At 64.1% G+C, this 24,144-nt stretch carries 27 protein-coding genes and 1 pseudogene; 15 read left to right on the top strand and 13 right to left on the bottom strand.

Going from position 1 to position 24,144, the window contains the following annotated elements:
- The first annotated feature begins 24 nt into the window (after nucleotides 1–24).
- From BLT96_RS00230 to BLT96_RS00200, 7 genes are all read left to right on the top strand, one after another.
- Complete coding sequence (locus BLT96_RS00230; RefSeq protein ID WP_090861116.1) at nucleotides 25–1,563, top strand: amino acid adenylation domain-containing protein; 1,539 nt, start codon at nucleotides 25–27, stop codon at nucleotides 1,561–1,563.
- Nucleotides 1,564–1,569: 6 nt separating this feature from the next.
- Entirely contained in the window at nucleotides 1,570–2,760 is a 1,191-nt protein-coding gene (locus BLT96_RS00225) for a diaminopimelate decarboxylase family protein (RefSeq protein WP_090847531.1), read from the top strand.
- Nucleotides 2,761–2,824: 64 nt separating this feature from the next.
- Nucleotides 2,825–3,061 (top strand): acyl carrier protein, encoded by a 237-nt coding sequence (locus BLT96_RS00220; RefSeq protein WP_090847533.1) that lies wholly within the window; start codon nucleotides 2,825–2,827, stop codon nucleotides 3,059–3,061.
- Nucleotides 3,062–3,147: 86 nt separating this feature from the next.
- Nucleotides 3,148–4,737 (top strand): MBOAT family O-acyltransferase, encoded by a 1,590-nt coding sequence (locus BLT96_RS00215; RefSeq protein WP_090861115.1) that lies wholly within the window; start codon nucleotides 3,148–3,150, stop codon nucleotides 4,735–4,737.
- A gap of 9 nt (nucleotides 4,738–4,746) precedes the next feature.
- Entirely contained in the window at nucleotides 4,747–5,709 is a 963-nt protein-coding gene (locus BLT96_RS00210) for a hypothetical protein (protein ID WP_090861114.1), read from the top strand.
- A gap of 124 nt (nucleotides 5,710–5,833) precedes the next feature.
- Nucleotides 5,834–6,400 carry a YaiI/YqxD family protein gene (locus BLT96_RS00205; RefSeq protein ID WP_090861113.1) on the top strand — a complete coding sequence of 189 codons (567 nt, stop codon included), beginning with the start codon at nucleotides 5,834–5,836 and terminating at the stop codon, nucleotides 6,398–6,400.
- Between the two features lie 19 nt (nucleotides 6,401–6,419).
- The gene (locus BLT96_RS00200) at nucleotides 6,420–7,121 is read left to right on the top strand and encodes an alpha/beta hydrolase (protein ID WP_197674365.1); all 702 of its coding nucleotides are present in this window, start codon (nucleotides 6,420–6,422) and stop codon (nucleotides 7,119–7,121) included.
- 246 nt (nucleotides 7,122–7,367) lie between these two features.
- On the opposite strand, the gene arsB is transcribed toward BLT96_RS00200, so the two are convergent.
- Both arsB and BLT96_RS00190 read right to left on the bottom strand, forming a co-directional pair.
- A complete protein-coding gene (gene arsB / locus BLT96_RS00195; protein WP_090861112.1) occupies nucleotides 7,368–8,474 on the bottom strand; it encodes an ACR3 family arsenite efflux transporter in 1,107 nt (368 codons plus the stop codon).
- 222 nt (nucleotides 8,475–8,696) lie between these two features.
- Complete coding sequence (locus tag BLT96_RS00190; protein ID WP_090861111.1) at nucleotides 8,697–8,966, bottom strand: hypothetical protein; 270 nt, start codon at nucleotides 8,964–8,966, stop codon at nucleotides 8,697–8,699.
- Between the two features lie 116 nt (nucleotides 8,967–9,082).
- On the opposite strand from BLT96_RS00190, the pseudogene BLT96_RS00185 reads away from it, so the two are divergent.
- A pseudogene (locus BLT96_RS00185) lies at nucleotides 9,083–9,940 on the top strand (iron-containing alcohol dehydrogenase).
- Between the two features lie 57 nt (nucleotides 9,941–9,997).
- On the opposite strand, the gene BLT96_RS00180 reads toward BLT96_RS00185, so the two are convergent.
- The 3 genes from BLT96_RS00180 to BLT96_RS00170 all read right to left on the bottom strand — a co-directional run bounded on the left by BLT96_RS00180 (nucleotide 9,998) and on the right by BLT96_RS00170 (nucleotide 11,729).
- Nucleotides 9,998–11,185, bottom strand: coding sequence for an ATP-binding protein (locus BLT96_RS00180; RefSeq protein ID WP_090861110.1), 1,188 nt, complete (start codon nucleotides 11,183–11,185; stop codon nucleotides 9,998–10,000).
- A 124-nt stretch (nucleotides 11,186–11,309) separates the two neighbouring features.
- A complete protein-coding gene (locus BLT96_RS00175; protein WP_197674364.1) occupies nucleotides 11,310–11,471 on the bottom strand; it encodes a carboxymuconolactone decarboxylase family protein in 162 nt (53 codons plus the stop codon).
- A gap of 12 nt (nucleotides 11,472–11,483) precedes the next feature.
- A complete protein-coding gene (locus tag BLT96_RS00170) occupies nucleotides 11,484–11,729 on the bottom strand; it encodes a hypothetical protein (protein ID WP_090861109.1) in 246 nt (81 codons plus the stop codon).
- 38 nt (nucleotides 11,730–11,767) lie between these two features.
- Between BLT96_RS00170 and BLT96_RS00165 the strand changes: the two genes are divergently transcribed.
- Nucleotides 11,768–12,202, top strand: a complete 435-nt coding sequence (locus BLT96_RS00165) for a LysR family transcriptional regulator substrate-binding protein (protein WP_157692072.1) — start codon at nucleotides 11,768–11,770, stop codon at nucleotides 12,200–12,202.
- A gap of 73 nt (nucleotides 12,203–12,275) precedes the next feature.
- Here BLT96_RS00165 and BLT96_RS00160 read toward each other — a convergent pair whose 3' ends face one another.
- The 4 genes from BLT96_RS00160 to BLT96_RS10690 are packed head-to-tail and all read right to left on the bottom strand — an operon-like array spanning nucleotide 12,276 to nucleotide 14,705.
- Nucleotides 12,276–13,106 carry an SIR2 family NAD-dependent protein deacylase gene (locus tag BLT96_RS00160; protein ID WP_245719280.1) on the bottom strand — a complete coding sequence of 277 codons (831 nt, stop codon included), beginning with the start codon at nucleotides 13,104–13,106 and terminating at the stop codon, nucleotides 12,276–12,278.
- Complete coding sequence (locus tag BLT96_RS00155) at nucleotides 13,099–13,908, bottom strand: protein-ADP-ribose hydrolase (protein ID WP_245719279.1); 810 nt, start codon at nucleotides 13,906–13,908, stop codon at nucleotides 13,099–13,101. The genes BLT96_RS00160 and BLT96_RS00155 overlap by 8 nt, the downstream gene beginning before the upstream one ends.
- 32 nt (nucleotides 13,909–13,940) lie before the next feature.
- On the bottom strand, nucleotides 13,941–14,483 hold the full coding sequence (locus tag BLT96_RS00150) for a nuclear transport factor 2 family protein (protein ID WP_197674363.1): 543 nt from the start codon (nucleotides 14,481–14,483) through the stop codon (nucleotides 13,941–13,943).
- A 21-nt stretch (nucleotides 14,484–14,504) separates the two neighbouring features.
- Nucleotides 14,505–14,705, bottom strand: a complete 201-nt coding sequence (locus BLT96_RS10690) for a hypothetical protein (RefSeq protein ID WP_197674362.1) — start codon at nucleotides 14,703–14,705, stop codon at nucleotides 14,505–14,507.
- A 135-nt stretch (nucleotides 14,706–14,840) separates the two neighbouring features.
- Between BLT96_RS10690 and BLT96_RS00145 the strand changes: the two genes are divergently transcribed.
- The 4 genes from BLT96_RS00145 (at nucleotide 14,841) to BLT96_RS00130 (ending at nucleotide 18,332) form a co-directional block, all read left to right on the top strand.
- Nucleotides 14,841–15,452, top strand: coding sequence for a 4Fe-4S binding protein (locus BLT96_RS00145; RefSeq protein ID WP_090861106.1), 612 nt, complete (start codon nucleotides 14,841–14,843; stop codon nucleotides 15,450–15,452).
- Nucleotides 15,452–16,996, top strand: a complete 1,545-nt coding sequence (locus tag BLT96_RS00140) for an ABC transporter permease/substrate-binding protein (protein WP_090861105.1) — start codon at nucleotides 15,452–15,454, stop codon at nucleotides 16,994–16,996. Before BLT96_RS00145 ends, BLT96_RS00140 begins: the two co-directional genes overlap by 1 nt.
- The gene (locus BLT96_RS00135) at nucleotides 16,996–17,832 is read left to right on the top strand and encodes an ABC transporter ATP-binding protein (RefSeq protein ID WP_090861104.1); all 837 of its coding nucleotides are present in this window, start codon (nucleotides 16,996–16,998) and stop codon (nucleotides 17,830–17,832) included. Before BLT96_RS00140 ends, BLT96_RS00135 begins: the two co-directional genes overlap by 1 nt.
- Nucleotides 17,833–17,897: 65 nt before the next feature.
- Nucleotides 17,898–18,332 carry an Rrf2 family transcriptional regulator gene (locus BLT96_RS00130; protein ID WP_090861103.1) on the top strand — a complete coding sequence of 145 codons (435 nt, stop codon included), beginning with the start codon at nucleotides 17,898–17,900 and terminating at the stop codon, nucleotides 18,330–18,332.
- Between the two features lie 26 nt (nucleotides 18,333–18,358).
- Here BLT96_RS00130 and BLT96_RS00125 read toward each other — a convergent pair whose 3' ends face one another.
- Complete coding sequence (locus tag BLT96_RS00125; RefSeq protein WP_090861102.1) at nucleotides 18,359–19,096, bottom strand: MerR family transcriptional regulator; 738 nt, start codon at nucleotides 19,094–19,096, stop codon at nucleotides 18,359–18,361.
- A 376-nt stretch (nucleotides 19,097–19,472) separates the two neighbouring features.
- On the opposite strand from BLT96_RS00125, the gene BLT96_RS00120 reads away from it, so the two are divergent.
- Nucleotides 19,473–19,898, top strand: coding sequence for an HD domain-containing protein (locus BLT96_RS00120; RefSeq protein ID WP_090861101.1), 426 nt, complete (start codon nucleotides 19,473–19,475; stop codon nucleotides 19,896–19,898).
- A 1-nt stretch (nucleotide 19,899) separates the two neighbouring features.
- Here BLT96_RS00120 and BLT96_RS00115 read toward each other — a convergent pair whose 3' ends face one another.
- Entirely contained in the window at nucleotides 19,900–20,931 is a 1,032-nt protein-coding gene (locus BLT96_RS00115) for an alpha/beta hydrolase (protein WP_090861100.1), read from the bottom strand.
- Between the two features lie 126 nt (nucleotides 20,932–21,057).
- Between BLT96_RS00115 and BLT96_RS00110 the strand changes: the two genes are divergently transcribed.
- Nucleotides 21,058–21,561 (top strand): TetR/AcrR family transcriptional regulator, encoded by a 504-nt coding sequence (locus BLT96_RS00110; RefSeq protein WP_197674361.1) that lies wholly within the window; start codon nucleotides 21,058–21,060, stop codon nucleotides 21,559–21,561.
- 107 nt (nucleotides 21,562–21,668) lie between these two features.
- Here the strand turns inward: BLT96_RS00110 and BLT96_RS00105 are convergent, their stop codons facing one another.
- Nucleotides 21,669–21,839 (bottom strand): hypothetical protein, encoded by a 171-nt coding sequence (locus BLT96_RS00105; protein WP_197674356.1) that lies wholly within the window; start codon nucleotides 21,837–21,839, stop codon nucleotides 21,669–21,671.
- A gap of 128 nt (nucleotides 21,840–21,967) precedes the next feature.
- On the bottom strand, nucleotides 21,968–23,461 hold the full coding sequence (locus BLT96_RS00100; protein WP_172824956.1) for an ATP-binding cassette domain-containing protein: 1,494 nt from the start codon (nucleotides 23,459–23,461) through the stop codon (nucleotides 21,968–21,970).
- Nucleotides 23,462–24,144: the final 683 nt, after the last annotated feature.

The following is a 24,144-nucleotide window of genomic DNA, read 5'->3' as shown; positions in this document are numbered from 1 at the left end:
ACGTCAGCAAGACGAAAGGCACCTATGCTCTCAAGAACGAACGTCCTCACCTACCTCGAGGACTCCACCAGGCGCAACCCCAACGCGACGGCCGTCGTGGACGAGTCCGGCACCTATACATACACAAGGCTGCTGGAAGACACCCAGCGCATCGGCACCGCGCTCGCAAGCCGCGGCGCGTCCGGGTCTTCCGTCATCATCATGCTGCGCAAGAGCGAACTCGCACTTGCCTGCATGCTCGGCACCCTGCAGGCCGGCGCGTTCTACGTGCCCGTCGACACCGACGCGCCCGCGCACAGGCTCCAGCACATGGCCGCAACCCTCGGGGACGCCCTCGTCGTCGCGGGCGAGAAGAACGTGGACGCCGTGCACCAGGCCCTTCCGGAGCGCAAGGTCCTCGTGGCAGAGGAGCTGCTCCGCCACCCGGTGGACGCGGAGGCGCTCGAGGCGGCCCGCTCCCACGTGCTCTCGTGCGACCCGGCGTACGTCATGTTCACCTCCGGCTCCACCGGCACGCCAAAGGGCGTTGCCGTCAGCCACGGCGCCATCGCGAGCTTCGTGGACGAGTTCGTCCGCACCTTCGGCTTCACCAGCGAGGACCGCTTCGCGAACCAGGCTCCGTTCGACTTCGACATCTCCGTGAAGGACGTGTACGGGTCGCTCGCCGTGGGAGCCACCCTCGTGCTCGTCCCGCGCGAGCTGTTCATGCAGCCGCAGGCCCTCGTCGACTACCTCGAAAAGAACCAGGTCACCGTCATGGTCTGGGCCGTGGCAGCCCTCTGCATCGCCAGCGCGTACCACGTGCTTTCGCCCGGCAGGCTCCAGAGCGTGAGGCAGGTGCTCTTCAGCGGTGAGGTCATCCCCAGAAAGCACCTGGACGCCTGGCTCAAGTGCCTGCCCAACACCCGCTTCGTCAACCTGTACGGTCCCACGGAGATCACCTGCAACTGCCTGTACCACGTGGTCGACCGCACGGCCGCATATCCGCAGGGCCTTCCCCTGGGAAGGAGCTTCGGCCACTGCGAGGTCCTTCTCCTCGACGAGGCGGACCACCTCGTGACGGAGCCGGGCAAGCTGGGAGAGCTCGTCGTGCGCGGCCCGTCCGTCGCCCTTGGCTACGTGGGCAACCCCGAGGCCACCGCGCGCGCCTTCGTGCAGAACCCGCTCAACAGCATGTACCACGACCGCGTGTACCGTACCGGCGACCTCGCGGAGCTGCTCGATTCCGGAGACCTCGTCTTCCGCGGGCGCCGTGACAACCAGATCAAGTACATGGGTCACCGCATCGAGCTCGAGGAGGTCGACAAGGCCTTCGAGGACCTCCCCGGCGTGCAGAGGTGTCGCTGCGCCTTCGACACACGGCGCCAGCGCCTGCGCGTGTTCTTCGAGGGCACCGCAGATGAGGCCGCGCTGCCGCGCCTCGTGGCGGACACGCTCCCCGCAAGCATGAGACCCTCCAGCATCACCAGGGTGGATTCCATGCCCCTCAACAAGAACGGGAAGGTCGACCGGGCAGAGCTGCTCAGGACGCACTTCCCCACCAAGTCCAAGGAAGGAAGGTAAGCCGGCATGAACGCAGAGGAACTCAGGCGCGTGGGCGAGTTCTGCCAGACGCCGTTCTACGTCTTCGACGAGCGCGAGCTGGCAGACCAGGTCAGCCGCATCCGCGAGGTCCTGCCCCCTCATACCAACATCTGCTTCGCCATGAAGGCGAACCCGTTCGTGGTGGGTCCCATCTCGAGGCTCGTCGACAGGCTCGAGGCCTGCTCTACGGGAGAAGTGCGCATCTGCCAGGCCGCGGGCGTCGACCCCAGTCAGATCGTCGTCTCGGGCGTCGCGAAGGACCCCGCCCTCATGCGCGAGCTCATCGCGGGCGACGCGGGCATCGGCCACTTCACCTGCGAGTCCCGCCTCCAGTTCGACATGCTCACCGGGCTGGCGCGCGAGGCGTGCACCCACGTCGACCTGCTGCTCCGTCTCAGCAACGGCAGCCAGTTCGGCATGGACGCGGACACGATCGTCGAGCTCGCGGCCGCATGCGCCAACGACCCGTACGTCACCATCCGCGGCATCCAGTACTTCACCGGCACCCAGAAGACCTCGCCCAAGCGCATCGCGCGCGAGGTCGCGAAGCTCGACAGGTTCGTGGCGGAGGTCGGCCGCGCCTACGGCAGCCCCCTCGCCGAGATGGAGTACGGCGCGGGCCTTCCCGTCGAGTACTTCGAGCGCGACCCTAAGGCCGTCCGCCAGACGGAGCTCGAGCCGGCGCTCGCGCTTTCCCGCGCGCTTGCCGACGCGTCGTTCGACGGCCAGGTCACCATCGAGCTCGGCCGTCGCATCGCCGCGACGTGCGGCACCTACGTCACGCGCGTGGTGGACGCAAAGCAGGTCGGCGGCCAGAATGTCGCCATCGTCGACGGCGGCATGCACCAGATCACGTACTACGGCCATGCCATGGCCATGAAGCAGCCACCGTGCCACGCTCTTCTCCCCCACGGCGACGCCAGCCTCCGCTGGACGGTCTGCGGCTCGCTCTGCACCACGAACGACATCCTCGTGAAGCAGATGCCCCTGGGAGACCTCGCGGTGGGCGACCTCATAGCGTTCGACAAGGCGGGCGCCTACTGCATGACGGAGGGCATGTCGCTCTTCCTGAGCCGCGACCTCCCCGCCATCGTCTGGCGCGACCGCGCGGGCAAGCTCACGCTTCTGCGCGACCACATCGATACCGCACCCCTCAACAGCGTTCGCCCGCTCTGACAGAGCGTCACGACATACCGCACGACCACGCACGCAACGTGCAGACAACGCAAAGGAGAAGAACATGAGGACCGTTACCGAAATCCTTCAGGAGCTCAAGCCCGGCGTCGACTTCGAGGGTTCCACCACGCTGATCGACGACCGCGTCATCGACTCGCTCACCATGGTCGCGCTCGTGGCCGAGCTCGAGGACGAGTATGACATCGAGGTCCCGCCCGTCGAGATCGTCGCCGACAACTTCAACTCCGTCGAGGCGATGGAGATGCTGGTCAGGCGCCTACGCGAGGAGGAGCTCGACTAGCTTCCCATACGCACCAAGACGCCCCCGCCGACCAAACACTCGTGTCGCCGGGGGCGCTCTCTGTAGGTCCCAACCCAGGGGATAGTATGACTTCCTATTTTTCCATCCTGTTCTTCGCGGTGTTTCTGCCCCTAGTGGTGGCCGCGTACGGCATCGCCCCCAGAAAGGCGCGCTGGGTCGTGCTCCTCGTGGCGAGCTACGCGTTCTTCTGGATCCTCAGCGGCAGGCTCATCGTGTTCATACTGGCCTCGACGGCCTCCGTCTACGGACTCGCCCTCGCCCTCGATGCCCAGATCAGGCAGAGGGACGAGCGGCTCGCCAACGCAACGTCGGGAAAGCGCGCCATCCGCGCCAACGCGAAGCGCCGCATGCGCGCCATCCTCAGCGCAGGCGTTCTTCTCAACGTGGGCATGCTCGTCGCGCTCAAGTACGTCAGGTTCTTTGGCGAGGCGCTCTCCGACCTGCTCGGGCTCTTCGGCCACGGCTTCGTGGTCAGCGTGCCGCCGCACGACCTCCCCATAGGCATCTCGTTCTACACGCTCATGGCGGTGTCCTACCTGGTGGACGTCTATCGCGAGTCCGTGCGCGCGGACAGAAACCTTGGCCGCGTCGCGCTGTACCTGAGCTTCTTCCCGCAGATCATGGAGGGCCCCATCTGCCGCTACAACCAGACGGCGGAGTCCCTCACCGCGGGCGAGCCGCTGGACCGCAGGTCGATGTACGCGGGCACGGTCCGCATCCTGTACGGCTTCGCGAAGAAGATCATCGTGGCGGACAGGCTCAACGCGTTTGTCCGGCCCGTGTTTGGCGGCCACTACCTGTTTGACGGCGGCGTCACGGCGTTTGCGGCCATCCTGTACACGCTGCAGCTGTACTGCGACTTCTCAGGCACGATGGACGTGGCCCTTGGAATCGGCCAGATCTTCAACGTCCGCCTACCCAGGAACTTCAGGCAGCCGTTCTTCTCGCGCACCGCGTCGGAGTTCTGGAAGCGCTGGCACATCACGCTGGGCACGTGGCTGAAGGACTACGTGTACTACCCCGTCTCGCTCAGCGCGCCGTGCAAGCGCCTGACCAAGCGGGCGCGCAAGGTGTTTGGCAACCGCTACGGGCCGCTGCTGGCAAGCTCCGTCGCCCTGCTGTGCGTGTGGGTCATCAACGGCCTGTGGCACGGCGCCGGCAGCCAGTACCTGTTCTTCGGCATGTACTACTTCGTCCTCATCATGGCGGGCGGCCTCGTCGAGCCCATCGCCGCAAAGGCGGCGCTGCGCCTGCACGTCGACCGCACGTCCGCGCCGTACCGCGCGTTCCAGACCGTGCGCACCCTCGTCATCGTCTTCGTGGGCGAGATGTTCTTCCGCGCCAACGGCCTTGCCGCCGGCCTCGCCATGTTCCGCAGGATCGTGACGGACTTCTCGTTCGGCGCGTTCACGAGCGGCGCCATATTTGCCGTGGGCCTGGACGGCCCGGACTATCTGGTGGTCTGCCTGGCACTTGCAGGCGTGCTCGCCGTAGGCATAGCGCGGGAGCGCGGCCGCGACGTGCTGGGCGCCCTGTGCGAGCGCGGCACCGTCGCCCGTTGGGCCGTGGCAATAGCGCTGTTCATGGCGATCGTGATCTTTGGCGCGTACGGCGCAAGCTACATCCCCATCGCGCCCATGTACGCGAAGTTCTAGGAGGCACGCATGAGAAACCAGAAGCTCCGCGCCCGCCTGGGCGTTGCCCTCACGGCGCTGGCCGTCTTCCTTGTGGTCGCCGGCCTGCTGGCCGTGACGTCGTGGGCGTCGCTGCCCAAGGCCGACGCGCACGAGGAAGGCACGGTGGACGCGACGGCGCATGACGCCACGGGCGAGAAGAACGGCGGCCTCGACGTGCTGTTCATCGGCGACAGCGAGGCATACAGCGCGTTTTCACCCCTCGAGATGTGGGGCGAGAGCGGCTTTGCCAGCCGCGTGATCGCCTCGCACGGCCAGAGGCTCCCGTATGGCTACACGCTGCTGCGCGAGGCCCTCGCCACAAGCAGCCCGCGCGTGGTGGTGATAGAGACCAACTCTGTGTACTCGTCCTTCTCGACGCTTGACCCATCACTGAGGTTCCTGCAGGACCACGTGCCCATTTTCGAGTACCACGACCGCTGGAAGCGCATCCTTACGCGCGACCTTGCGAAGTCGGACAACTCGCGCGCGTACCTGAGGGGCTTCGTGGTCAACACCGAGGTGAAGCCTGCGCGCAACGTCGACTACATGGCACGCACGCGCGAGGTGAGCGTGGTGCCGCGGGAGAACCAGGAGTACCTACGCCTTATGGTCGACTACTGCCGTGCGCACGGCGCGACGCCCGTGCTGGTGAGCACGCCCTCTACCGTCAACTGGAGCACGCCGCGCCACAACGGCATCGCGCGGCTGTCCCGCAGGATGAGGGTCGACTACATAGACCTGAACCGCGGACGGCACAAGGTGGGCATCGACTGGCGCACGGACACGCGCGACCGAGGCGATCACCTTAACCTGAGCGGCGCCACGAAGGTCTCGCGCGAGCTGAGCGCTCTCTTGAGCAGGCGCTACGGGCTGCCCGACCACCGGGGCGACCCCACGTATGCCACGTGGGAGGAGGACCTGGACCGCTACCGCGACGCCGTGGGCGAGTAGCGCCGCACGCCGCAACGCAAACGGCACCTTCGCGATACGAACGTGAGGCAGCCGCGCATGCAGGTCTAGAATGGGCACTGTCGTCGGAGTCTCGGCGGCAGTGCCCATCGTTATAGGGAGGCCCATGACCAGGCTCTACATAGACGCCGACGCGTGCCCCGTTACGCGGGAGGCGCTCTCCGTTGCGCGCGAGCTGCGGGTTCCCTGCGTGATAGCGGGAAACTCCACGCAGAACCTCGAGCGCTCCGTGCGCGCGACAGACCCGCGCGAGCCCCGTGACCCGCGCCACCCCGACCGCGGGTTCTGGGTGCGGGTGCTCCAGGTGGGCGTGGGCGCGGACTCTGCTGACTTCGCCATCGTGTCCAATCTGACGCCGGACGACGTGGTGGTGACGCAAGACATCGGCCTTGCAGACATGGTGCTGGGCCGCGGCGCTCGCGCCATTGGCGTGCGCGGGCGAGTGTACAGCCCACTGACCATAGACTCCCTGATGCTCATACGCCACGAGGAGAAGAAGGTGCGCCGCGCCGGCGGCAGGACGAAGGGCCCCGCGGCTTTCACGTCCGAGGACCGCGCCCGCTTCCGCACGAACCTGCGCCGCCTGCTGAAGGCGCCACATGACGCGCGGGCGTCTCATAACGGGCAGGCGCCACGCGACGGACAGACAACCGCCACCAACCCGAACGAATAGCCACGACGAAGGGTCTCGCATGCAGAGAAGAGCAGCCACCATTGCCGGCACGCCCTGCGTAACGTACGCCGACGAGAACCCGCGGCACATACTCCTGCAACCCGTGGACCATCGCGACCTCGACGAGGTGGACCGCGAGGCGCAGCTTCTGCAAGATTCCCGCAAGGCGCCCCTCGCGCTCGTCGCGTTCGAGGTGCCGGAGTGGAACGACGACCTTTCTCCCTGGGAGGCGCCGCCGGCGTTCGGCAAGCGCGGCTTCGGCAGCGGCGCCCAGCAGACGCTCGACCTCATCCTGAACGGCATCCTGCCCGAGCTGTCCACGATGCTGCGACCCCAGCCCAGCCACGACGCAATTCTGGGCGGCTACTCGCTCGCCGCGCTCTTCTCGCTGTGGTGCGCGTACCAGACCGACGCGTTTTCGGCCGTCGCCGCCGCATCGCCGTCCGTGTGGTTCCCCGGGTGGGTCGGCTACGCGCAAGGTCACCAGCCGCATTCGCGCGCCGTGTACCTAAGTCTGGGCGACCGCGAGGAGCGGACGAGAAACGCCATCGTCTCGGCCGTGGGGTCGTGCATGCGGCGCCAGTACGAGCTGCTTCGGGCGCAAGGCGTGCCGTGCGCGCTGGAGTGGAACGCAGGCGGGCACTTCCAAGATCCGGACTCCCGCGTGGCACGGGCGTTCCTGTGGTGCATCGACGCGCTGGAAGCCGACCGAACGGCGTAGCTCCGGGCGCGCACGGCACGCTCTTCTCGCCCGCCCTTGCAGGCAGCCGATAGAAATCCCCCGGACCGAGACTCGTCGCAACGAGCACCCGATCCGGGGGATGACGTTTTGGCACCGTCTTGCAGCCAAATGCAAGCGAGGCGCGGTGCTAGTTAGTCCGCTTCCTCAGTGCAATCGCAAGGCCGGCTGCAAGCGCGCCGGTACCAAGCGCCACGGCGGCCGCGGCGCCAGTCACAAAGACCAAACTTACCCCCTTGGCCAGGACATGCGCCGGCGCATGGCGAGGGCGGCGTTCACCAGGAGGATGAGCGACGGCACCTCGATGAGCGGACCGACGACAGCCGCGAACGCCTCGCCGGACGCCAGGCCAAACGTCGCCACCGCCACGGCGATGGCGAGCTCGAAGTTGTTGCCCGTGGCCGTGAACGCGATGGCGCTGGTCTGCGGGTAGGTGAACCCCGTCGCATGCGCAAGCACGAAGCTGCAGAAGAACATGACCACAAAGTAGATGACGAGCGGCACGGCTATGCGTACGGTGTCAAGCGGCAAGTGCACGATCTGCTGGCCCTTGAGCGAGAACATAAGGACGATGGTGGCGAGAAGAGCCGCGAACGAGACCGGCGACACGCGTGGGAGGAACGTGCCCTCGTACCAGTCGCGTCCTTTGAGGCGCTCGAGCGCCAGGCGGCCAAGCGCGCCGGCGGCAAACGGAATGCCCAGGTAGAACGCCACAGTTCCCGCCACATCGCCCACGGAGAGGCTCACGGAGACCGAAGGCGCGCCCACGAGCGCGGTGAGGCGCGTAGCGAACAGCCACGCCATGGGGCCGTACAGCAGCACCTGCAGGATGGCGTTGACCGCGACGAAGCCGGCGCACCACTCCGCGTCGCCGCCGGCGAGTCCGTTCCACACGATGACCATCGCGATGCACGGCGCGATGCCTATGAGGATGAGCCCCGTCATGTACTCCGGCTGGTCGCGCAGGAACGTGGTGGCGAGCAGGAACATGAGGAGCGGACCGATGACTGCGCAGAACAGCAGCATGAGCCCTAGCGCGCGAACGTTGCGGAACACCTTGGGAAGCTCGGAGTAGCGCACCTTTGCCAGAGGCGGGTACAGCATGAGCATCATGCAAATGGCGAGCGGTATGTTTGTTGTGCCTACCGAAATTAAGTTGAGCGCGTCGGAGACGCCCGGGACCACGGCGCCAAGCAGGATGCCGGCGGCCATGGCAAGGAAGATCCACAGCGTGAGGAGCCGGTCCCGCATCCCCAGGCGCACCGCGGTTCCCGTGGGAGGAGCCGCGGCCTCCGACGGCGCCTCAGCCGTGTTTGCGCTTGTTTCTCTCGTCATCGCCTCGTCCTTTCGCCCAGAAGCCCCGGGGGCCGTTTGGGTTATATCGATAATCATCAATGCTTCTCTGATAGTAGACTTGTATCGACAATTGTCAATCTATTGCAGGAGAAGCGCGCGCCTTAGGGTCGATAGGCGCAACGCAGGAAAAGCGGCATCCAAACCGCTATCTTCTCCATCACGATGCCCCCGTCACGGCGCACGGGATGATTTGCCACGGCATCACGCCAAGGCCGGCGGCAGCGGCATGCCCGACGGCACCGGCGGCCCGAGCACGCTCACATCTGCATGGGGCTGCAACTCGCACTCGAGCATGAAGTCGTACTGACCGCGAACCGCGCCGTCCATCAGGTCGAACGAGGTGCCGCTGTGAATGTGAAAGTCATCCGCCTTGTCGGCAAGGTCGACGATCGATTCGGCGTAGTCGGCGAGCATCGCCTCGTACTGGGTGGGCTCGACGCCGGAGGGGCATCGTTTGAGCAACTGGCGCACCCGCCTCTGGTGAAATGCCTTTTAGGCATATTCTAACTTGCAATATAGGTATTTGGTATGCAAAGGGAGCCTGCGTACCCCCTAGGCAAACATCCCGCCATTAGAAGGAGAAGCGCATGCTTGGCAACTTTACCTATCACGACCCGGTCCGCGTGCACTTTTGCCCAGACTCCCTCGTCCAGCTCCGCGGCGAGCTCGCGGGGTACGGCCCCAAGGTCCCTCTGGCCTACGGCGGCGGGTCGATTAAGCGGAGCAGCCTGTACAGCAAGGTGATGTCCGCACTGGACGCCGCCGGAAAGACCGTGTTCGAGGTCCCCGGCGTCATGAGCAACCCCACCGTCCAGAAGCTGGACGAGGGTCGCAAGGTCGCCCGCGATAACGACGTCGACCTCATCCTCGCGGTGGGCGGCGGCTCGGTAATCGACTGCTCCAAGGCCGTCTCCGTGAGCGCCTAGTACGACGGCGACGCATGGGAGAAGTTCTTCCTCAGGATGGAAGAGCCCGACGGCAGAATCATCCCCGTGGGCGACGTCCTCACCATGAGCGGCACCGGCTCCGAGATGAACGCCGGCTCCGTCATCACCAACCACGAGCAGGGCCTCAAGATCGGCCACGTCTTTGGCCCCGAGGTGATGCCCAGGTTTGCCATCGTGAACCCCGAGCTCACCTTCACGGTCCCGGACTACCAGATGCGCGCCAGCATCTACGACGCCTTCAACCACATCTGCGAGCAGTACTTCTCCGGCACGGACGACAACACCTCAGACTACATGGCCGAGGGCCTCATGCGCAGCCTCGTGCACGCAAGCCGCATCGCCGTTAAGGACGAAATCGGCGCGGTCAAGCACCTGAGCGAGCTTGGCTTCACCGAGGACATGATCGACGATGCCGTAAAGAGCACCTTCATCCTCACCGGCGGCTACCATCCCCTGACCCCAGACGAGGTTGCGCAGATTCTCCGCGAGAGCATGTAGCGACGCCCCCGCAGTCGTGTCTGGCGACAACCTCGCCACGTTTGTGGAGCAGCACCGCTAGATGCGAAGCCACTCCTGCACAAGCTTGTGCAGCCTGCGGTAAGAGATCAGGCTGCCACCCGCAGGGTGCAGCTCCTCGTCACCCGCATAGACCACATAGCAGTCCTTCTCGCCTAGGCCCAGTTCGGAGGGGGCAACCTGCCTGAGCATGTCAAAAAAGCGTGACTTGTACGTCGCGGATGACTTGATCTCTATAGCTTTTGCAGGCTTCAGGCCCCTCCGAACCACAAGGTCTATCTCGCGCTTCTTGGCGTCCCTCCAATACGAGAGCTCGGGCTTGGAGCCAAGCGCATAACCGGCTTTCAGGACCTCGGCAACGACAGCGGTTTCGAACAGCGCGCCCCTGAATTCGCTGAGGAGCAGCTCGTCAGCCGAGCGAATCCCCATAAGGTACGCAGCAAGGCCCGTGTCCAGAAAGTAGAGCTTCGGGGCCTTGGTAAGACTCTTGCTTCTGTTGCTGAAGAGGGGCTCAAGCAGGTAAACGATTCCGCTGGCCTCAAGCACTGACAGCCATTCGCGAACGGTGTTCGTCGCAATGCCACAGTCGGATGCCAGGCTGCTTATATTCAGCTGCTGTCCGGTGCGCAATGCGCAAAGCTGCAAGAACGTCGTGAACTCCCGCACCTTGCGAACTCCAAGCTCCCTGCGCACGTCACGTTCGACATAGGTCTGGACATAGTTGGAGAAGAACGTCTCCGGCGGAATCGAGGCCGAGTGCAGCCGTGGGTACCCACCAAAGAAAAGCCAGTCCTCTGCGTCATTGGGTCCCAAACCGGCGTCCTCGAGCTCCTGGAGCGAGAGCGGCAAAAGGTACAGGAGGGCAACCCGCCCCGCAAGCGACTGGTTGATTGCATCCATCAGCAGGAAGTTCTGCGAGCCCGTGAGCACAAAGCGACCCGTCCGATCGCTCGCGTCAACGACCTTCTGCAGGTACTGAAATAGCTCGGGAGCCCTCTGCGCCTCGTCGAATATCACGTTCGAACCATAGGCTCTCAGAAAGGTGCGGGGGTCGTCCTCAAATGCGCCAAGCGTATCCGGATCTTCCAGGCTCACATACGCATAGTCGGGAAACGTCTCCCGCGCAAGCGTGGTCTTGCCACTCTGACGTGGGCCCGTAACGGAAAGCACGGGATACATGTGCGAAAGCCTCAACAATTCGGATTTCATCTCTCGCGGAATAATCATGTGGCCCTCCGTTGAAGTGCAGCATCTCTCCCTACTGATAGATTTTACCTAAATCTACTGAACGATACTATCAAATACTATTGAACGATTTTTTCCACGCTCTACTGAACGATTTTCTCCACTGCTACTGACTGATTTCTACCAGGGCCACGATGGTGACGATGCACTTGGTCTTGGCAGAGATCGCCCCCTGGTCCCACACCTCGCCAAAGAGCACGTCGTCGTTGAGGTGCGCGAACATGGGGGCAAACTCGCCCAGCGAGTCCCTGCCTGCCGTCTGCTTCATGTCAGTTCCTCCTCATGCCAGGGCCGCCACGCGGCGCGCCCAATCCAAAACCTTGCGCGGGTCCGTCACCATGCGCGACCCGCCGTCCGAGGCAAACGTCACCGTGAACGGCTCGGCGATACGCGCACCCTCGGCCAGCCCCGCGATGTCATCCAGCGTGGAGCCCGCCCATCCGGCGCAGGCCGAGAAGGGCACAACGACCTTGCCGTTCCACTCTCGCGAGCGCAGCAGCGTGCGAACGGCAGGCGCCTGCGCCAACGTGCCGAGGAGATCCTGCAGCTGGTACAGCAGACCGCGTGGAGAAGTACGACCACCTGGCGCTGCCGGTGCGTGACACCGTGGGGGTCATCGTGGGCACGCGCAGCCCCTGGGCAAAGCTGGACGTCGTGACGCCGCAGGCCCTGGTGCAGATGCCGCTGCTGGTGAGCTCGCGCACCACGCACCGGACGTTTGACCTCGCCGGATGGTCGGGCAGCCTCGTGACGCCCGGACGCCTGAACGTGGTGGGCACCTTCGACCTCATAGGCAACGCGTCGCTCTTGGTGGAGGCGGGCAACGCCTGTGCCCTGGGCATAAACCACCTGCTTGAGCTGCAGACCGACGCGCTGCGCTTCCTGCCGCTGAAGCCCGCCCTCACCACTGGCTCCGTGGTTGCGTGGAAGAGGCACAGGATCTTCTCGCCCGCGTGCGAGGCGTTTCTGGAGCAGCTGCGAGCAACGCTGGACCAGTAGCACATCCGCTGCGCGACCTCACAGTCGCACTTGGCTTCCGCCAACAGAGTGCGGCAAAGGTGCCCTGGAGGTCCTACCTCAGCCGCTCGCGCACGGCGGCAAGGGCCTCGGCGGCGTCGCAGTCCAGGATGACGCTCTTCTCGCCCAGCTCGGCGGGGGCGAGCACTTCTCCCCTGTTGAGCTGCGCGTAGGTGGCGTGGCGGTTCTGGGCCGCCATGCGCCAGAACGGGTACTTGATGATGCCCGGCGTGTTGCCGCCCACGCCCACCTCCAGAAGCACGATGCGGTCGCGGCGATGCTCGCGCAGGAAGTCGTCGTAGCGCTTGGCCGCCGCATGCCAGCCCGCATCCTCCACAAACGTGTCGTCGCAGCGCAGGTTGAGGGACATGGGCGCGCCGCAACGCGGGCAGTGTGGCACCAGTTCGCTGGGAACGCGCAGGTCGCTCTGCCGCTCTGCCATCTGGCGCACCAGCTCCTCGTTGTCGTAGGTGGCCTGGTGGCAGGGCTTGGAGCACTGGAACAGGCCGTAGTCGCCCTGCGTATAGAACAGCCGGTCGTGGTCGATGCCCGCGCGCTGGAACTGGTGGTCCACGTTGGTGGTCAGCACAAAGTACTCGCGTCCGCGCAGCATGTGGAGCAGGTCAAGGTACGGCTGGCCCACGGGGCAGTCGTAGCGGTTCAGCAGGATCATCCGGCTCCAGCATGCCCAGAGCGACTCCTCGTCCGGAAAGGGATAGAACCCGCCCGTGTACATGTCCGTTATGCCATATGCGTCGCGGAAGTCTGCAAAGTTGTCGTCAAAGCGCTTACCCGCGTACGCAAAGCCCGCGGCGGTCGAAAGCCCCGCACCCGCGCCCACCAAGATGGCGTCGGCATCGCGAATCGCGTCCGCAATCCTATCCACGCACTCCAAGAAGCTCCCGGTAGATGTCGTTATCCACTGGCTTGAAGACATCAAAGATCACCTTCATCTTGCTGTTGGTCTGTCTCTTCCAGTCGCGCACCGTGGCCACGGCCACCTGCGCGGCCTCGCGGTTGGGGTAGCCAAACTCCCCCGTCGATATGCAGCAGAACGCCACGCTGCCAAGCCCCCGCTCGCGCGCCAAATCCAGGCACGACGTGTAGCAGCTGGCCAGCAGCTCGCGGTCACGCCGCGTGGGCGCGGCTCCGCCCACGATGGGCCCCACCGTGTGCAGCACGTGCGCCGCCGGCAGGTTGTAGCCGCCCGTGATGCGCGCAACGCCCGTGGGCTCCTCGCGACCCTGCGCCGCCATCTGCCGCGCGCACTCCAGCCGCAGCTGGATGCCCGCGTACGTGTGGATGGCGTTGTCGATGCAGCGGTGGTTGGGCACAAAGCAGCCCAGCATCTGGCTGTTGGCCGCGTTCACGATGGCGTCGGCGGCCAGGCGCGTGATGTCGCCACGCCACACGGCGATGCCCTCGGGCGAGAAGGACACGTCCTTCTCCCCCACGGCACCACCGCGCTCGGCAAGGCGTCCCTGCAGGTACGCGTACTGCACGCGCAGCAGCTCCGCGCTGGCCGGCTCTGGTGGGCGCACGTTCACGAGGGCGCGCAGCAGCAGGCGCTGTCCCTCCGCGTCCGCGGGCGGCTCCGGCGTGTCGCCACCCCAGGCCCGCCGCTCGTCCTCGAGCGCGCGGATGAGCCAAAACCTGCGCTCGTCCTGCGTCATGTTCCTGTTATCCATGTGATGACCCCCTCCCGGCCGGCACGCGGCGCCTAGAACTTGCCCGAGTTGGCGAGTTCCGCGCGCGGTGGCACGACCTCCTTGTTGTCCCAGTGCTCCACGATGCGCCCGTCCTCGAGGCGGAACAGGTCGAAGAGTGCGTATGCGGTCCCGTCTATCAGGACCTGCGAGTAGGCGGCCACGTGGTCGCCGCTTCCGACCACCTTGAACACGAAGTCGTAGATGACGTCGTGTTCGCGCAGGTAACGCGCCCAGGCGTCGCGACCCTGGCCGATGACGGGGTCGTGCCGCACGACCCCCTCCGCCACGCGACGGTCGAGTGCGCCGGCATCGTGATTCTGCATGGCGTCAACCAGGAACCGGCGCACGATGGCCTTGTTGCGCTCGGTCTGGTCCAGGTCGCGTGGCTCGAACGCGCCAAGCACCTGGTCGGGGGAGCCGGGGGCCGGCTCGTGGTACTCCTCGATCACGTCCCAGTGCTCCACGATGCGCCCGTCCGCATCGGAGCGGAAAATGTCCGTGGTGACCCACTGTGCCGCGCCGTCGTTCAGACTCTGGTACACGTGCAGGAACACGAAGTCGCCATCCGCAAAGCTTCACACCACGCGGATGTCACGCTTGGGATTGCGCACGAGGAAGTCTGCAAAGAACTCGGCGAAGCCCTCCTTCCCGTCACGCACGCCAGTACTATGCTGCGTGTAGGTGGGGCCCATGTAGTTGTCCAGCACCTCCCGAACCTCGCCGTCGCGGATTCCGCGCTCATACAGGTTGGTTGCGTTCTCCAGGTTTGTGGCCATGGCCTTCTCTTCCGTACTGCGCGGCGCGCCGCGCTCCTTCTTGTCGACACAAGACTAGCAAACATGTCAACTTTTTCTTGACACGTTACGTGTCACAACATATATTACACGTAAGCCAACGGAGAGGAGACCGCTATGGACGCTCAGGATTGCCTGCAGACGCTTCGCGAGATAAAGGACGTTTCGTTTGCGACGGTGGACGAGGAGGGCCACCCCCAGATTCGCATCATCGACGTGATGCTGGTGGAGAAGGGCGCACTCTACTTCTGCACCTCGCGCGGGAAGGACTTCCACGCGCAGCTGCTGCGCGACCCGCACGTGGCCATCGTGGGCATGACGCGCGACTACAAGATGGTCCGCCTGGCCGGCGAGGCGCGCCGCGTGGAGAAGGACACGCAAGCCCGGATCGACCGCATCTTCCAACAGAACCCCAGCATGAACGACGTGTACCCCGGCGACTCCCGCTACGTGCTCGACCCGTTCGTGATCGACAACGGCTGCGTGGAGCTCTTCGACCTGGGCGTCTCCCCCATCTTCAGGCAGACGTTCTCGCTGGGCGGCGCGCCCACGCACCTGCAGGGCTTCCAGATCACGGACGCCTGCATCGGCTGCGGCAAGTGCGCCCGCAACTGCCCGCAGCAGTGCATCACGCCGGGCAAGCCGTACGTCATCAACCAGGAGCACTGCCTGCACTGCGGCCTGTGCTTCGAGAACTGCCCGGTCAGGGCAATCGTAAGGAGGGGCTAATGCTCGCACAGGCTTGGAACCTACTCGTCCAGCGCTGGGACTTCTTCCAAGGGCTGCTCGTGGAGCACGTGGAGATCTGCCTGGTCGCCATACTCATCGCAATCGTCTTCGGCGGCATCGCCGGCATCCTCATCAGCGAGTACCAGAAGGCGGCCAAGCCCACGCTGGGCGTGGTCAACTTCCTGTACACCATCCCCTCCATCAGCATGCTGGGCTTCCTCATTCCGTTCAGCGGCGTAGGCGATGCCACGGCGGTCATCGCGCTCACCATCTACGCGCTGCTGCCCATGGTGCGCTCCACGTACACGGGCATGACAAACGTGGACCCCGCCATCATGGAGGCCGCCAGGGGCATGGGCGGCACCCGCATGCAGACGCTCGTGCGCGTGCAGCTGCCACTTGCCCTGCCCGTCATCATGAGCGGCATCCGCAACATGGTCACCATGACCATCGCACTCGGCGGCATCGCGTCCTACATCGGCGCAGGCGGCCTGGGTGTGGCCATCTATCGCGGCATCACCACCAACAACACCGCCATGACCATCGTGGGCAGCCTCCTCATCGCCGTGCTTGCCCTGGTGGTGGACGCAATTCTCGGCTTCGTCGAGAAGCGCATGCAGATGCGCGGCCAGAGGGCAAGGCGCACCAACCGCAGGCTGGCCATCGGCGCCGTCCTCGTCTGCGCAGCCGCGGCGCTGGGTGCCACGGTGCCGGGCATGCTTGCCGGCCCGAGCGACACCATCAACGTCGCGACCAAGCCCATGACCGAGCAGTACATCATGGGCGAGGCCCTCAAGATGCTCATCGAACACGACACCAACCTCAAGGTGGACCTCACCGAGGGCGTCGCGGGCGGCACCTCCAACCTCGAGGCCGGCATGGAGTCCGGGCAGTTCGACCTGTACCCAGAGTACACAGGCACTGGATGGGCCGCGGTCCTCAAGAACAAGGGAACCTACTCCGAGGACGAGTTCGACCAGCTGCAGGCGGACTACAACAAGAAGCTGGACATGAGCTGGGTGGGGATGTACGGCTTCGGCAACACGTTCGGCATCGCCGTGCGCAACGACATCGTGCAGAAGTACGACCTCAAGACCTACTCGGACCTCGCCAAGGTCGCCGGCCAGCTGAACCTTGGGGCCGAGCCGGACTTCTTCGAGCGCGAGGACGGATACGACGCCCTCTGCAGCACCTACGGCATGAGCTTCGGCAAGACCACCGAGATGGACGCGGGCCTCAAGTACGACGCCCTCGCCCAGGACAGCGTGGACGCGATCATCATCTACACCACCGACGGCAAGCTCAGCACCGCGGACGCCACGGTGCTCACCGACGACAAGGGCTTCTTCCCCTCCTACCAGTGCGGAAACGTCGTTCGCAACCAGACGCTCCAAGAGCACCCCGAGCTGCGCGCCGAGCTCAAGAAGCTCCAGGGCACCATATCCGAGGAGGACATGGCCCGCATGAACTACGAGGTGGAAGAGGAAAAGAAGGACCCCAAGGCCGTGGCCAGGGAGTTCCTGAGCTCGAAGGGGCTGATCTAATGAGCAACGCGACCAACACCACCAGCGTCGCCATCGAGTACCGCGACGTCAGCAAGTCCTATGGCGAGAAGAGCGTGCTGGAGCACCTCGACCTCAAGGTTCCGAAGGGCGAGTTCGTCACCATGATCGGCTCCTCCGGAAGCGGCAAGACCACCGCGCTCAAGATGGTGAACCGCCTGATAGAGCCCACCTCGGGCACCGTGCTCGTGGACGGCCACAATGTGCGCGACACCGACCCCATCCAGCTGCGCCGCAACATCGGCTACGCCATCCAGGGGAGCGTCCTCTTCCCCAACATGACGGTGGAGGACAACATCTCATACGTGCCCAATCTGCTCAACAAGCACGACCACGAGCGCACGCGCAAGGCAGTGCGCACGTGGATGGACATCGTGGGGCTCTCCAAAGACCTCCTGGAGCGCTACCCGTCCGAGCTCTCGGGCGGTCAGCAGCAGCGCGTGGGCATCGCACGGGCCCTGGCCGCGTCGCCCGACATCCTTCTGATGGACGAGCCGTTCGGTGCCGTGGACGAGATTACCCGCGGTCAGCTGCAGGTCGAAATAAGCCGCATCCACCGCGAGACCGGCATCACCGTAATGTTCGTGACCCACGACATAGGCGAGGCGCTGCGCCTGGGGACGCACGTGCTCGTGCTCGATGAGGGCAAGGTACAGCAATACGGTGCGCCCGAGGAGATTCTGGCACGCCCCGCGACGGCATTCGTCGAGCAGCTGGTCTCGCGCCAGCGCCATGCCTGCGACCTGCCGGAAGACCAGCTATGCGCCTGCGGTCACAGCGGCGCGGCGCGTGCAATGTCAGCACTCGCCACGGAGTAGTACCCTCACACAAGGGGCAGGAAGAAGACCCTTGGCAAGGTAGTAGTTACGGAATAGGTGAACGAATGCAGATAACCAGCAGGCTCACGATGGCGGCGCACATGGTGTGCGCCATAGACTACTTCGGTGGCACAAGGCCCGTCACCAGCGCCTTCCTCGCAGAAAGCATCGGCACGAGCCCCGTCATGGTCCGCACGATCATGGGCATGCTCAAGCAGGCGAACATCATCAACTCCAGCAAGGGAAAGTCCGGCATCACACTGGCACGCCCGCTCCAGAAGATCACCCTCCTCGACCTGTGGCGCGCCGTTGACCAGAGCGACGCGGACTCGCTCTTCCACTTTCACGAGAGCCCCTGCCCGCAGTGCCCCGTGGGCGGCAACATCCACGCCGCGCTGGACGATCGCCTGGAGGCTGCCCAGCGGGCGCTGGAGGACCAGCTGCGGCGCACCACCATGGCGGACGTCGAGAAGGACATCCGCCTGCTGGCAGCCAGCTAGGCCCTGCCGGGCGGGCCTCTCGCAACCTACGCTCGTTCGCAGTACGCGCGCACCGCGGCGGCGGCAAACTCGGCGGCACCGGGACCGGCCGCCGCGTTGATGTTGCGCGTGAAGTCGCCACCACTGCCGTATGCCTGGCCAAGCCCCGCCAGAATCTCGTTGGTGCAGTCGTAGTAGTTCTCGGTGATGAATGCCTGGATCCTTGCGACCTGAGCCAGCGCCTCCTCGCACGAGGGGTCGGCCCCTTCGGCAGACATCCGCCCAAACGGCACGAAGAGCTCCATCAGGCTCTTGCCCATCGCGACCTGCTCCTCCTTCGGCCTTCCGGCCCACTTCTCCTCGTATTCCTTCCATTGCGGGGTCTTTCCCCACGAAGCCTTCGCCTGCTCGGCGTATTCGTCCAGCTTGCTCGTGTCGAACGGCTCGAATTCCAAGATGCTTCCCTCTCCGTCCCTCATGGCCTTTGCCATGTCTATCAGGTTTCCGATGTGCTCCCGACGAAGCTCCAAAAGCTCGATCTGCTGGTCGAGCGCTCTGTCTCGATCGAATTCCGGGCTGTCGAGAATTGCCCCTATGTCGGCGAGCGAGAACTCCAGCTCCCGAAAGAGCATGATCTGCTGCAGTCGCGCCAGGTCTTTGTCACTGTAGAGCCTGTAGCCCGCCTCGCTGCGGGCGCTTGGTCGAAGCAGGCCTATCTTGTCGTAGTGATGCAGCGTTCGCACGCTCACGTGCGCAAGCTCGCTGACTTCATGCACGGTTCTCACGGACCCTCCTCTCGCTCGTCTTGGCCACACTCTAAACCATGACGTTACGTGAGGGTCAAGCCTGTTACTCCAGGCAGTCCCCCCCTTCGCCGATATCAGGCAGAAGGTCCGCGATGGCGCAGAGTGCCGCATGGATCTCGCGGCTGCGGAGAGGAGCATCCGCGTTGCGGATAAGCCGCGCCAGCATTGCCGCCGTCTGCCGCTTCGCCATGAGGCCCCGCGCCTTATCGCAGGGTCGACAAGGGCAGCGGCATCAAGGCGTTCGAGCATGGCTCCTCGCATCGCGGGAAAACACGTTCCTCTCCCATTCCTTAGCTTCGCATCTCATTCCGCCTTCGATAGAATCGCACTAGAGCCGCAGGAAGGGATGAGGCACATGGGACCGCAGGAAACGATTGCCCAGGCAATCGCACGCAAGGCGCACGCGGGACAAACCGACAAAGCCGGCGCACCCTACATCGAACACCCCGCGCACGTGGCCGCACAGGTAAGCGGTGACAAGGCAAAAGCGACGGCATGGCTGCACGACGTTGTGGAAGATACGCCGACCACCTTCGACGACCTGCGCGCGGCTGGCATCGAAGACGACGTGATCGACGCCCTTGAACTGCTCACGCACGACAAAAGCGTGCCCTATCTTGGCTATGTGTCAAACCTGAAGCACAACGCACTCGCCCGCACGGTGAAGCTCGCCGACCTCACCCACAACAGCGACCTCAGCCGCCTGGCCAAGGTCACGGATGCCGACCGAGAGCGAGTGCAAAAGTACCGCCTCGCGATCGCCCTGCTACGCTCCCAGTGAGCTAGTCCGTCCGGTCGGCGAGAAAGGCCAGCATCCTCTCGAACGCGTCACGTGCGACCTTGTTCTTGCGCTCGGAGGCCACAAAGCAGTGCGGCATCTTCAGGCCACGCTCGGCCAGCGGATCGATGAGCTCGTGCGTGACACCCGCCCCCGAAAGCGCTGCGTCCATGTGCCTCATGTCGTTGTGATATTCGCTGCCGAGAAGTACCGCGGGCGGGTAGGCCGAGGTGACCCATTGGGTGGCGTCGTAACGATGCACCTGATCCTTACTGAGGAAGATCGTCCCGCTCACGTAGTTACCTACGATAACCTTGGTGGCGAGGGAGAACTCGTCGTACACAAGAGGTGCGTCATCAATCACGAGAGCACGTACCTGGCTGGGCTCCAACTTGGGCTTTATGCCAAGCGCGTCGGCATACTTTGGATTTGCGATGACGGCGCCCAGCTGGCTCGTTATGATGGCGCCGGCAGACGAGCCCATGATGATGACATCGTCCATATCGAGGCCGTATTCCTTCGCATGCGACTCGCACCAGGCCAGTACCTGATTGGCCTGTATGACAGGAACTGGGAAGCGGCAGTCGGGCACGAGACCGTAGTCCACGTTCACGACGTTGTAGCCGGCCGCACAGATGTCATCCAGCAGCGACGTGACGTCACTCGACGCCAGCGGGTCACCCGCACTTTTGCTGCCCGCAAAGAACCCTCCGCCATGAAAATAGACCAGCGTCGGCCTGCGCACGGAGGTGTCGGCATCGGGGTAGGTTATGTCCAGGAAGCTATTGGGGTACTTGTCGGCATAGGCGATTTCGGTCACGATGCGCTGTCCGTTATCCCGCATCGCATCCACGTGTTTGCCCTCGGGCTTGTAGGCATTGGTTGTCTTGACCGTGCCGGCAGAAAGTTTCTGGATCGCTCCAATAACGATCTGCGTATGGGTCGTGAGCACCAGGGCGAGCACGACGATGGCGATGCAGATTCCTCCCGCCACCCTTGCGAGCAGCCGCAGGCGTCCCCGTGTCTTCTCCTTCATCACAGCCCCCGAAAGATTCCTCAGATTCGCTTCAGCTGATACAATCGTATCGTCCGTCCTGCAAGCGTCCCGATGTCGCGAGCGCAATCGATACGCATCGGCCGCTTTCGTATCAGGAGGTCTGTCGTGTCTGCATATGCCACGGACATGCTGGGATCCGCCCTGTTCTTGCTTATGGCCGAGAAGAACATCAGAAAGGTCACCATCGACGAGCTTGCCGCACGGGCGGGCGTGGGCCGGGCCACGTACTTTCGCAACTTCTCGTCTAAGGAGGAGCTGCTGACTGCCTACCTCGTTCGCCAATGGCGGGCATACGAGAAGGGACACCGCCTGAAGGAGCTCGCGTTCTCGAATCCCCAGCGGGCTCTGCGCTACTTTGAGTTCTGCCTGTCACTGCGCACGGAAAACGACCTCATGATCGAGCAGGGCCGTACGGATGCCATCCTGGCCGCGTTCGAAACAATCGTAAGCGACGCCGACCTGGGACGCGAGGGGAGCTACGAGGCCGCTTTTCTCGCCTACGGACTCTATGGGATGTTCATTACGTGGGCACGTAAGGGCTGGAACGAGACCCCGCGGGAAATGGCAGCCCTGGTAGCAGGCCACTTGTTGGGCGGGGCTGTCGGATAAAGCGAGGGCATTCCGTCCGGACGACAAGCACGGACGCTGGCCGAGCGGAGCGCCAAGACGGAATCCGAGATGCTTGGCAATCTGGGCGAGCCCGCGACCCCAGACCCCTAGGCCTGCTCCTGCTGCGCGATGCGCTCCCTCGTAGCGTCGGCCAGATCGGCCAAGGTGGTGGAGTCAAGGTGGTCAAGCATGGCCTGCTCCGCAGCGTCAAGCTCCGTGCCGAGCACGGCGTGCACGTTGCGGCCGATCGGACACTCGGGGCTAGGATGCTCGTGCATGCGAAAGACGCTCACATTGAATCGAGCAGCGAACTCTTTTGCATCGACGCTTGCCCTGCTGCTCAGCACAAGCGCGCTGAGAACCACGCTCGTGCTGAATCGCGGCATCGGCCGAAGGCGAACAAAGCTTATTCATCAGCGACTTGTAGTCTCATCCCATTCTCGCCTCGCCTTGTCTCCCATCCAATCTGCGTGACCGCCTCCGACAGCTGCCCATCATGCGTGACCAGCAGGAACGCACCAGGAAAACCAATCAGCATGCCTTGAAGCGCTTCGATGGAGCCCACATCGAGATGATTCGTCGGTTCATCGAGCACGAGGAGGTTGGGATTCGCAACAAGCTGCTGCGCGAGCATGAGTTTGCGGAGCTCGCCAGGACTCAAATCGTCTCCATCGAGCAGTTTATCGGGGTCGGAATTCAACCGTGCCACGATGGAGAGGATGCGGCCCTTCGTCTCTTGGTCCTGACCTCGTAGTCGTCTCAGGGCCCGCCCGCGTTCTTCCGGCCCGACGTTCTGGGGAACGTACGCCACTTTGACGGTGTCGGGAGCAGATTCGATGACGCTTCGTACCACCAGGCTCTTTCCCGTTCCGTTCGCGCCAGTCAGCACCACGTGGTCCGTTGGCGAGATCCAGAGCTCTGGCACGACTATCGAGAAATCACCAGCGGACAGTCGCGTCGCCTCTAGGTGCACCACGCAGCTCGAACGCGCGGCAATTCCGAACGCGCCGAGAGCATGGTCGTATCGCTTCGCGACAACTCTCTTTGAGAGCTCTCCCTCGGCCTTTGCCAGCCGTTCACTCATATTGGACGAGAGCTTGCCAGCCACGCCGTCCTTTCCTGAGACTATGGCGCGTCCAATCCTCTCCCGTGCGTCACTGTCGTGCTTGTCCAAGTTGCGCTTGCTGCGCTTGCCCTTCTGACGCGCCGCCTCCTCGCTTCTGCGCTGGGCTTCCGCCTTCAAGCGCTTCGCTTCGCGGGCGGCCTTCTCGCGGTCCCTGATTGCAGCAGAGCGCTCGATGGCCGATTGGACACTCGCCTTCGTGTACCCTCCGGGTCGCATGGTCCAACGCACCCCCTCGCACATCAGGCTCTGGCTCACAAGGCTATCCAGCAGAGCCCTGTCGTGCGAGATGAGAATTCCGATGCCGCCGAATGAAGCGAGGGCTTCCCTCACGATGTCGCGTGTCACGATGTCGAGGTCGTTTGTCGGCTCGTCCATGATAAGGACTTCCGGTCGCGCATAGAGCGCGCATGCGATCTGGAGCCGCTTCTGCTGACCCCCAGAGAGAGTGCCATAGCGCCAGAACCAGTCGTCTTCGACGCGAAGCAAAGCCCTTGCTCGTTGCGCCTCCTTGCCCCAGTCCGATGCGAAGTCGAGGAGATTGTCCGGTTCCTGGGTCGAGTCCTGCTGGCAGTACGCCGAGAACAGCTTCGGACTCACCGTTCCGGAATCTGGCGCGATGGAGTTCGCGGCGATACGGGCAAGCGTGCTCTTCCCGCATCCGTTATCGCCGATGACGCCCGTCCATCCCGACGAGAATGTGACGCTGACGTCATCGATGGCGGCCGATACCGTACCAGGGTAGGTATAGCTGATGTGATTGAGATTCAGTTGCATGGCGAGCTCCTTCGAGGGGAGGTCGCGCAGAGGGTCAGGCACGCGATGCATGAACTTGAAACAAGAAGATTCTGAGGCGATGCGGCACCCTGAAGCGCGACCGGATTGGCAGAATGGTCGTATGGGGCGCCCGAAATGGGCATCGCTAGTTCTTCATCTAACCTGACCTAACTTGAAGCGGCGCTTGTCAAAGGCCCCGCTGATGAATTGTTGCCAAGCATTGTAGCGTGGCTCTGGCCTGGATGCAAAGCGGATTTGCAGCCATGCGAAGAACGCCCTAATGACGCATCCCTGACGCTGTCCACACAATGCCAGGTGTTACGTATTCGGCCGGAGCCTGCGCGACGACCCTTCGATGTCGCCCTGGTGCAAAGCGAGCGGACTCCAGCAAGCCTTTGGGACTCGTGGCGCTTCTGCTCATGCCCCACGTCCCCATCGGCGGCAACGATACACGCTCGACGTCTTAACGGGCAAGCGCAACTTGCCTGGCAGCAAATAGCAGGAGTCCTGGCCCGACAGCTTTGAAAGGCTTCCCGAGGCTTAAGAAAGGGACCGCATCAAAAGCCTAGATTCAGCCCCGCAAGCGATATCGGACATGGAGGCCCCGTTGCAGGCATCGCACCTGCCGGCGGGTCCCTGCCTTTGTCCCTATAAAAAACTAGAGCGGGCCCGGTGGGTCCCGC

The sequence above is a fragment of the Parafannyhessea umbonata genome (genome assembly GCF_900105025.1).
Lineage (GTDB): Bacteria > Actinomycetota > Coriobacteriia > Coriobacteriales > Atopobiaceae > Parafannyhessea > Parafannyhessea umbonata.
Note: the sequence above shows the minus strand (reverse complement) of the source record. Positions and strands in the feature narration are given on the sequence as shown.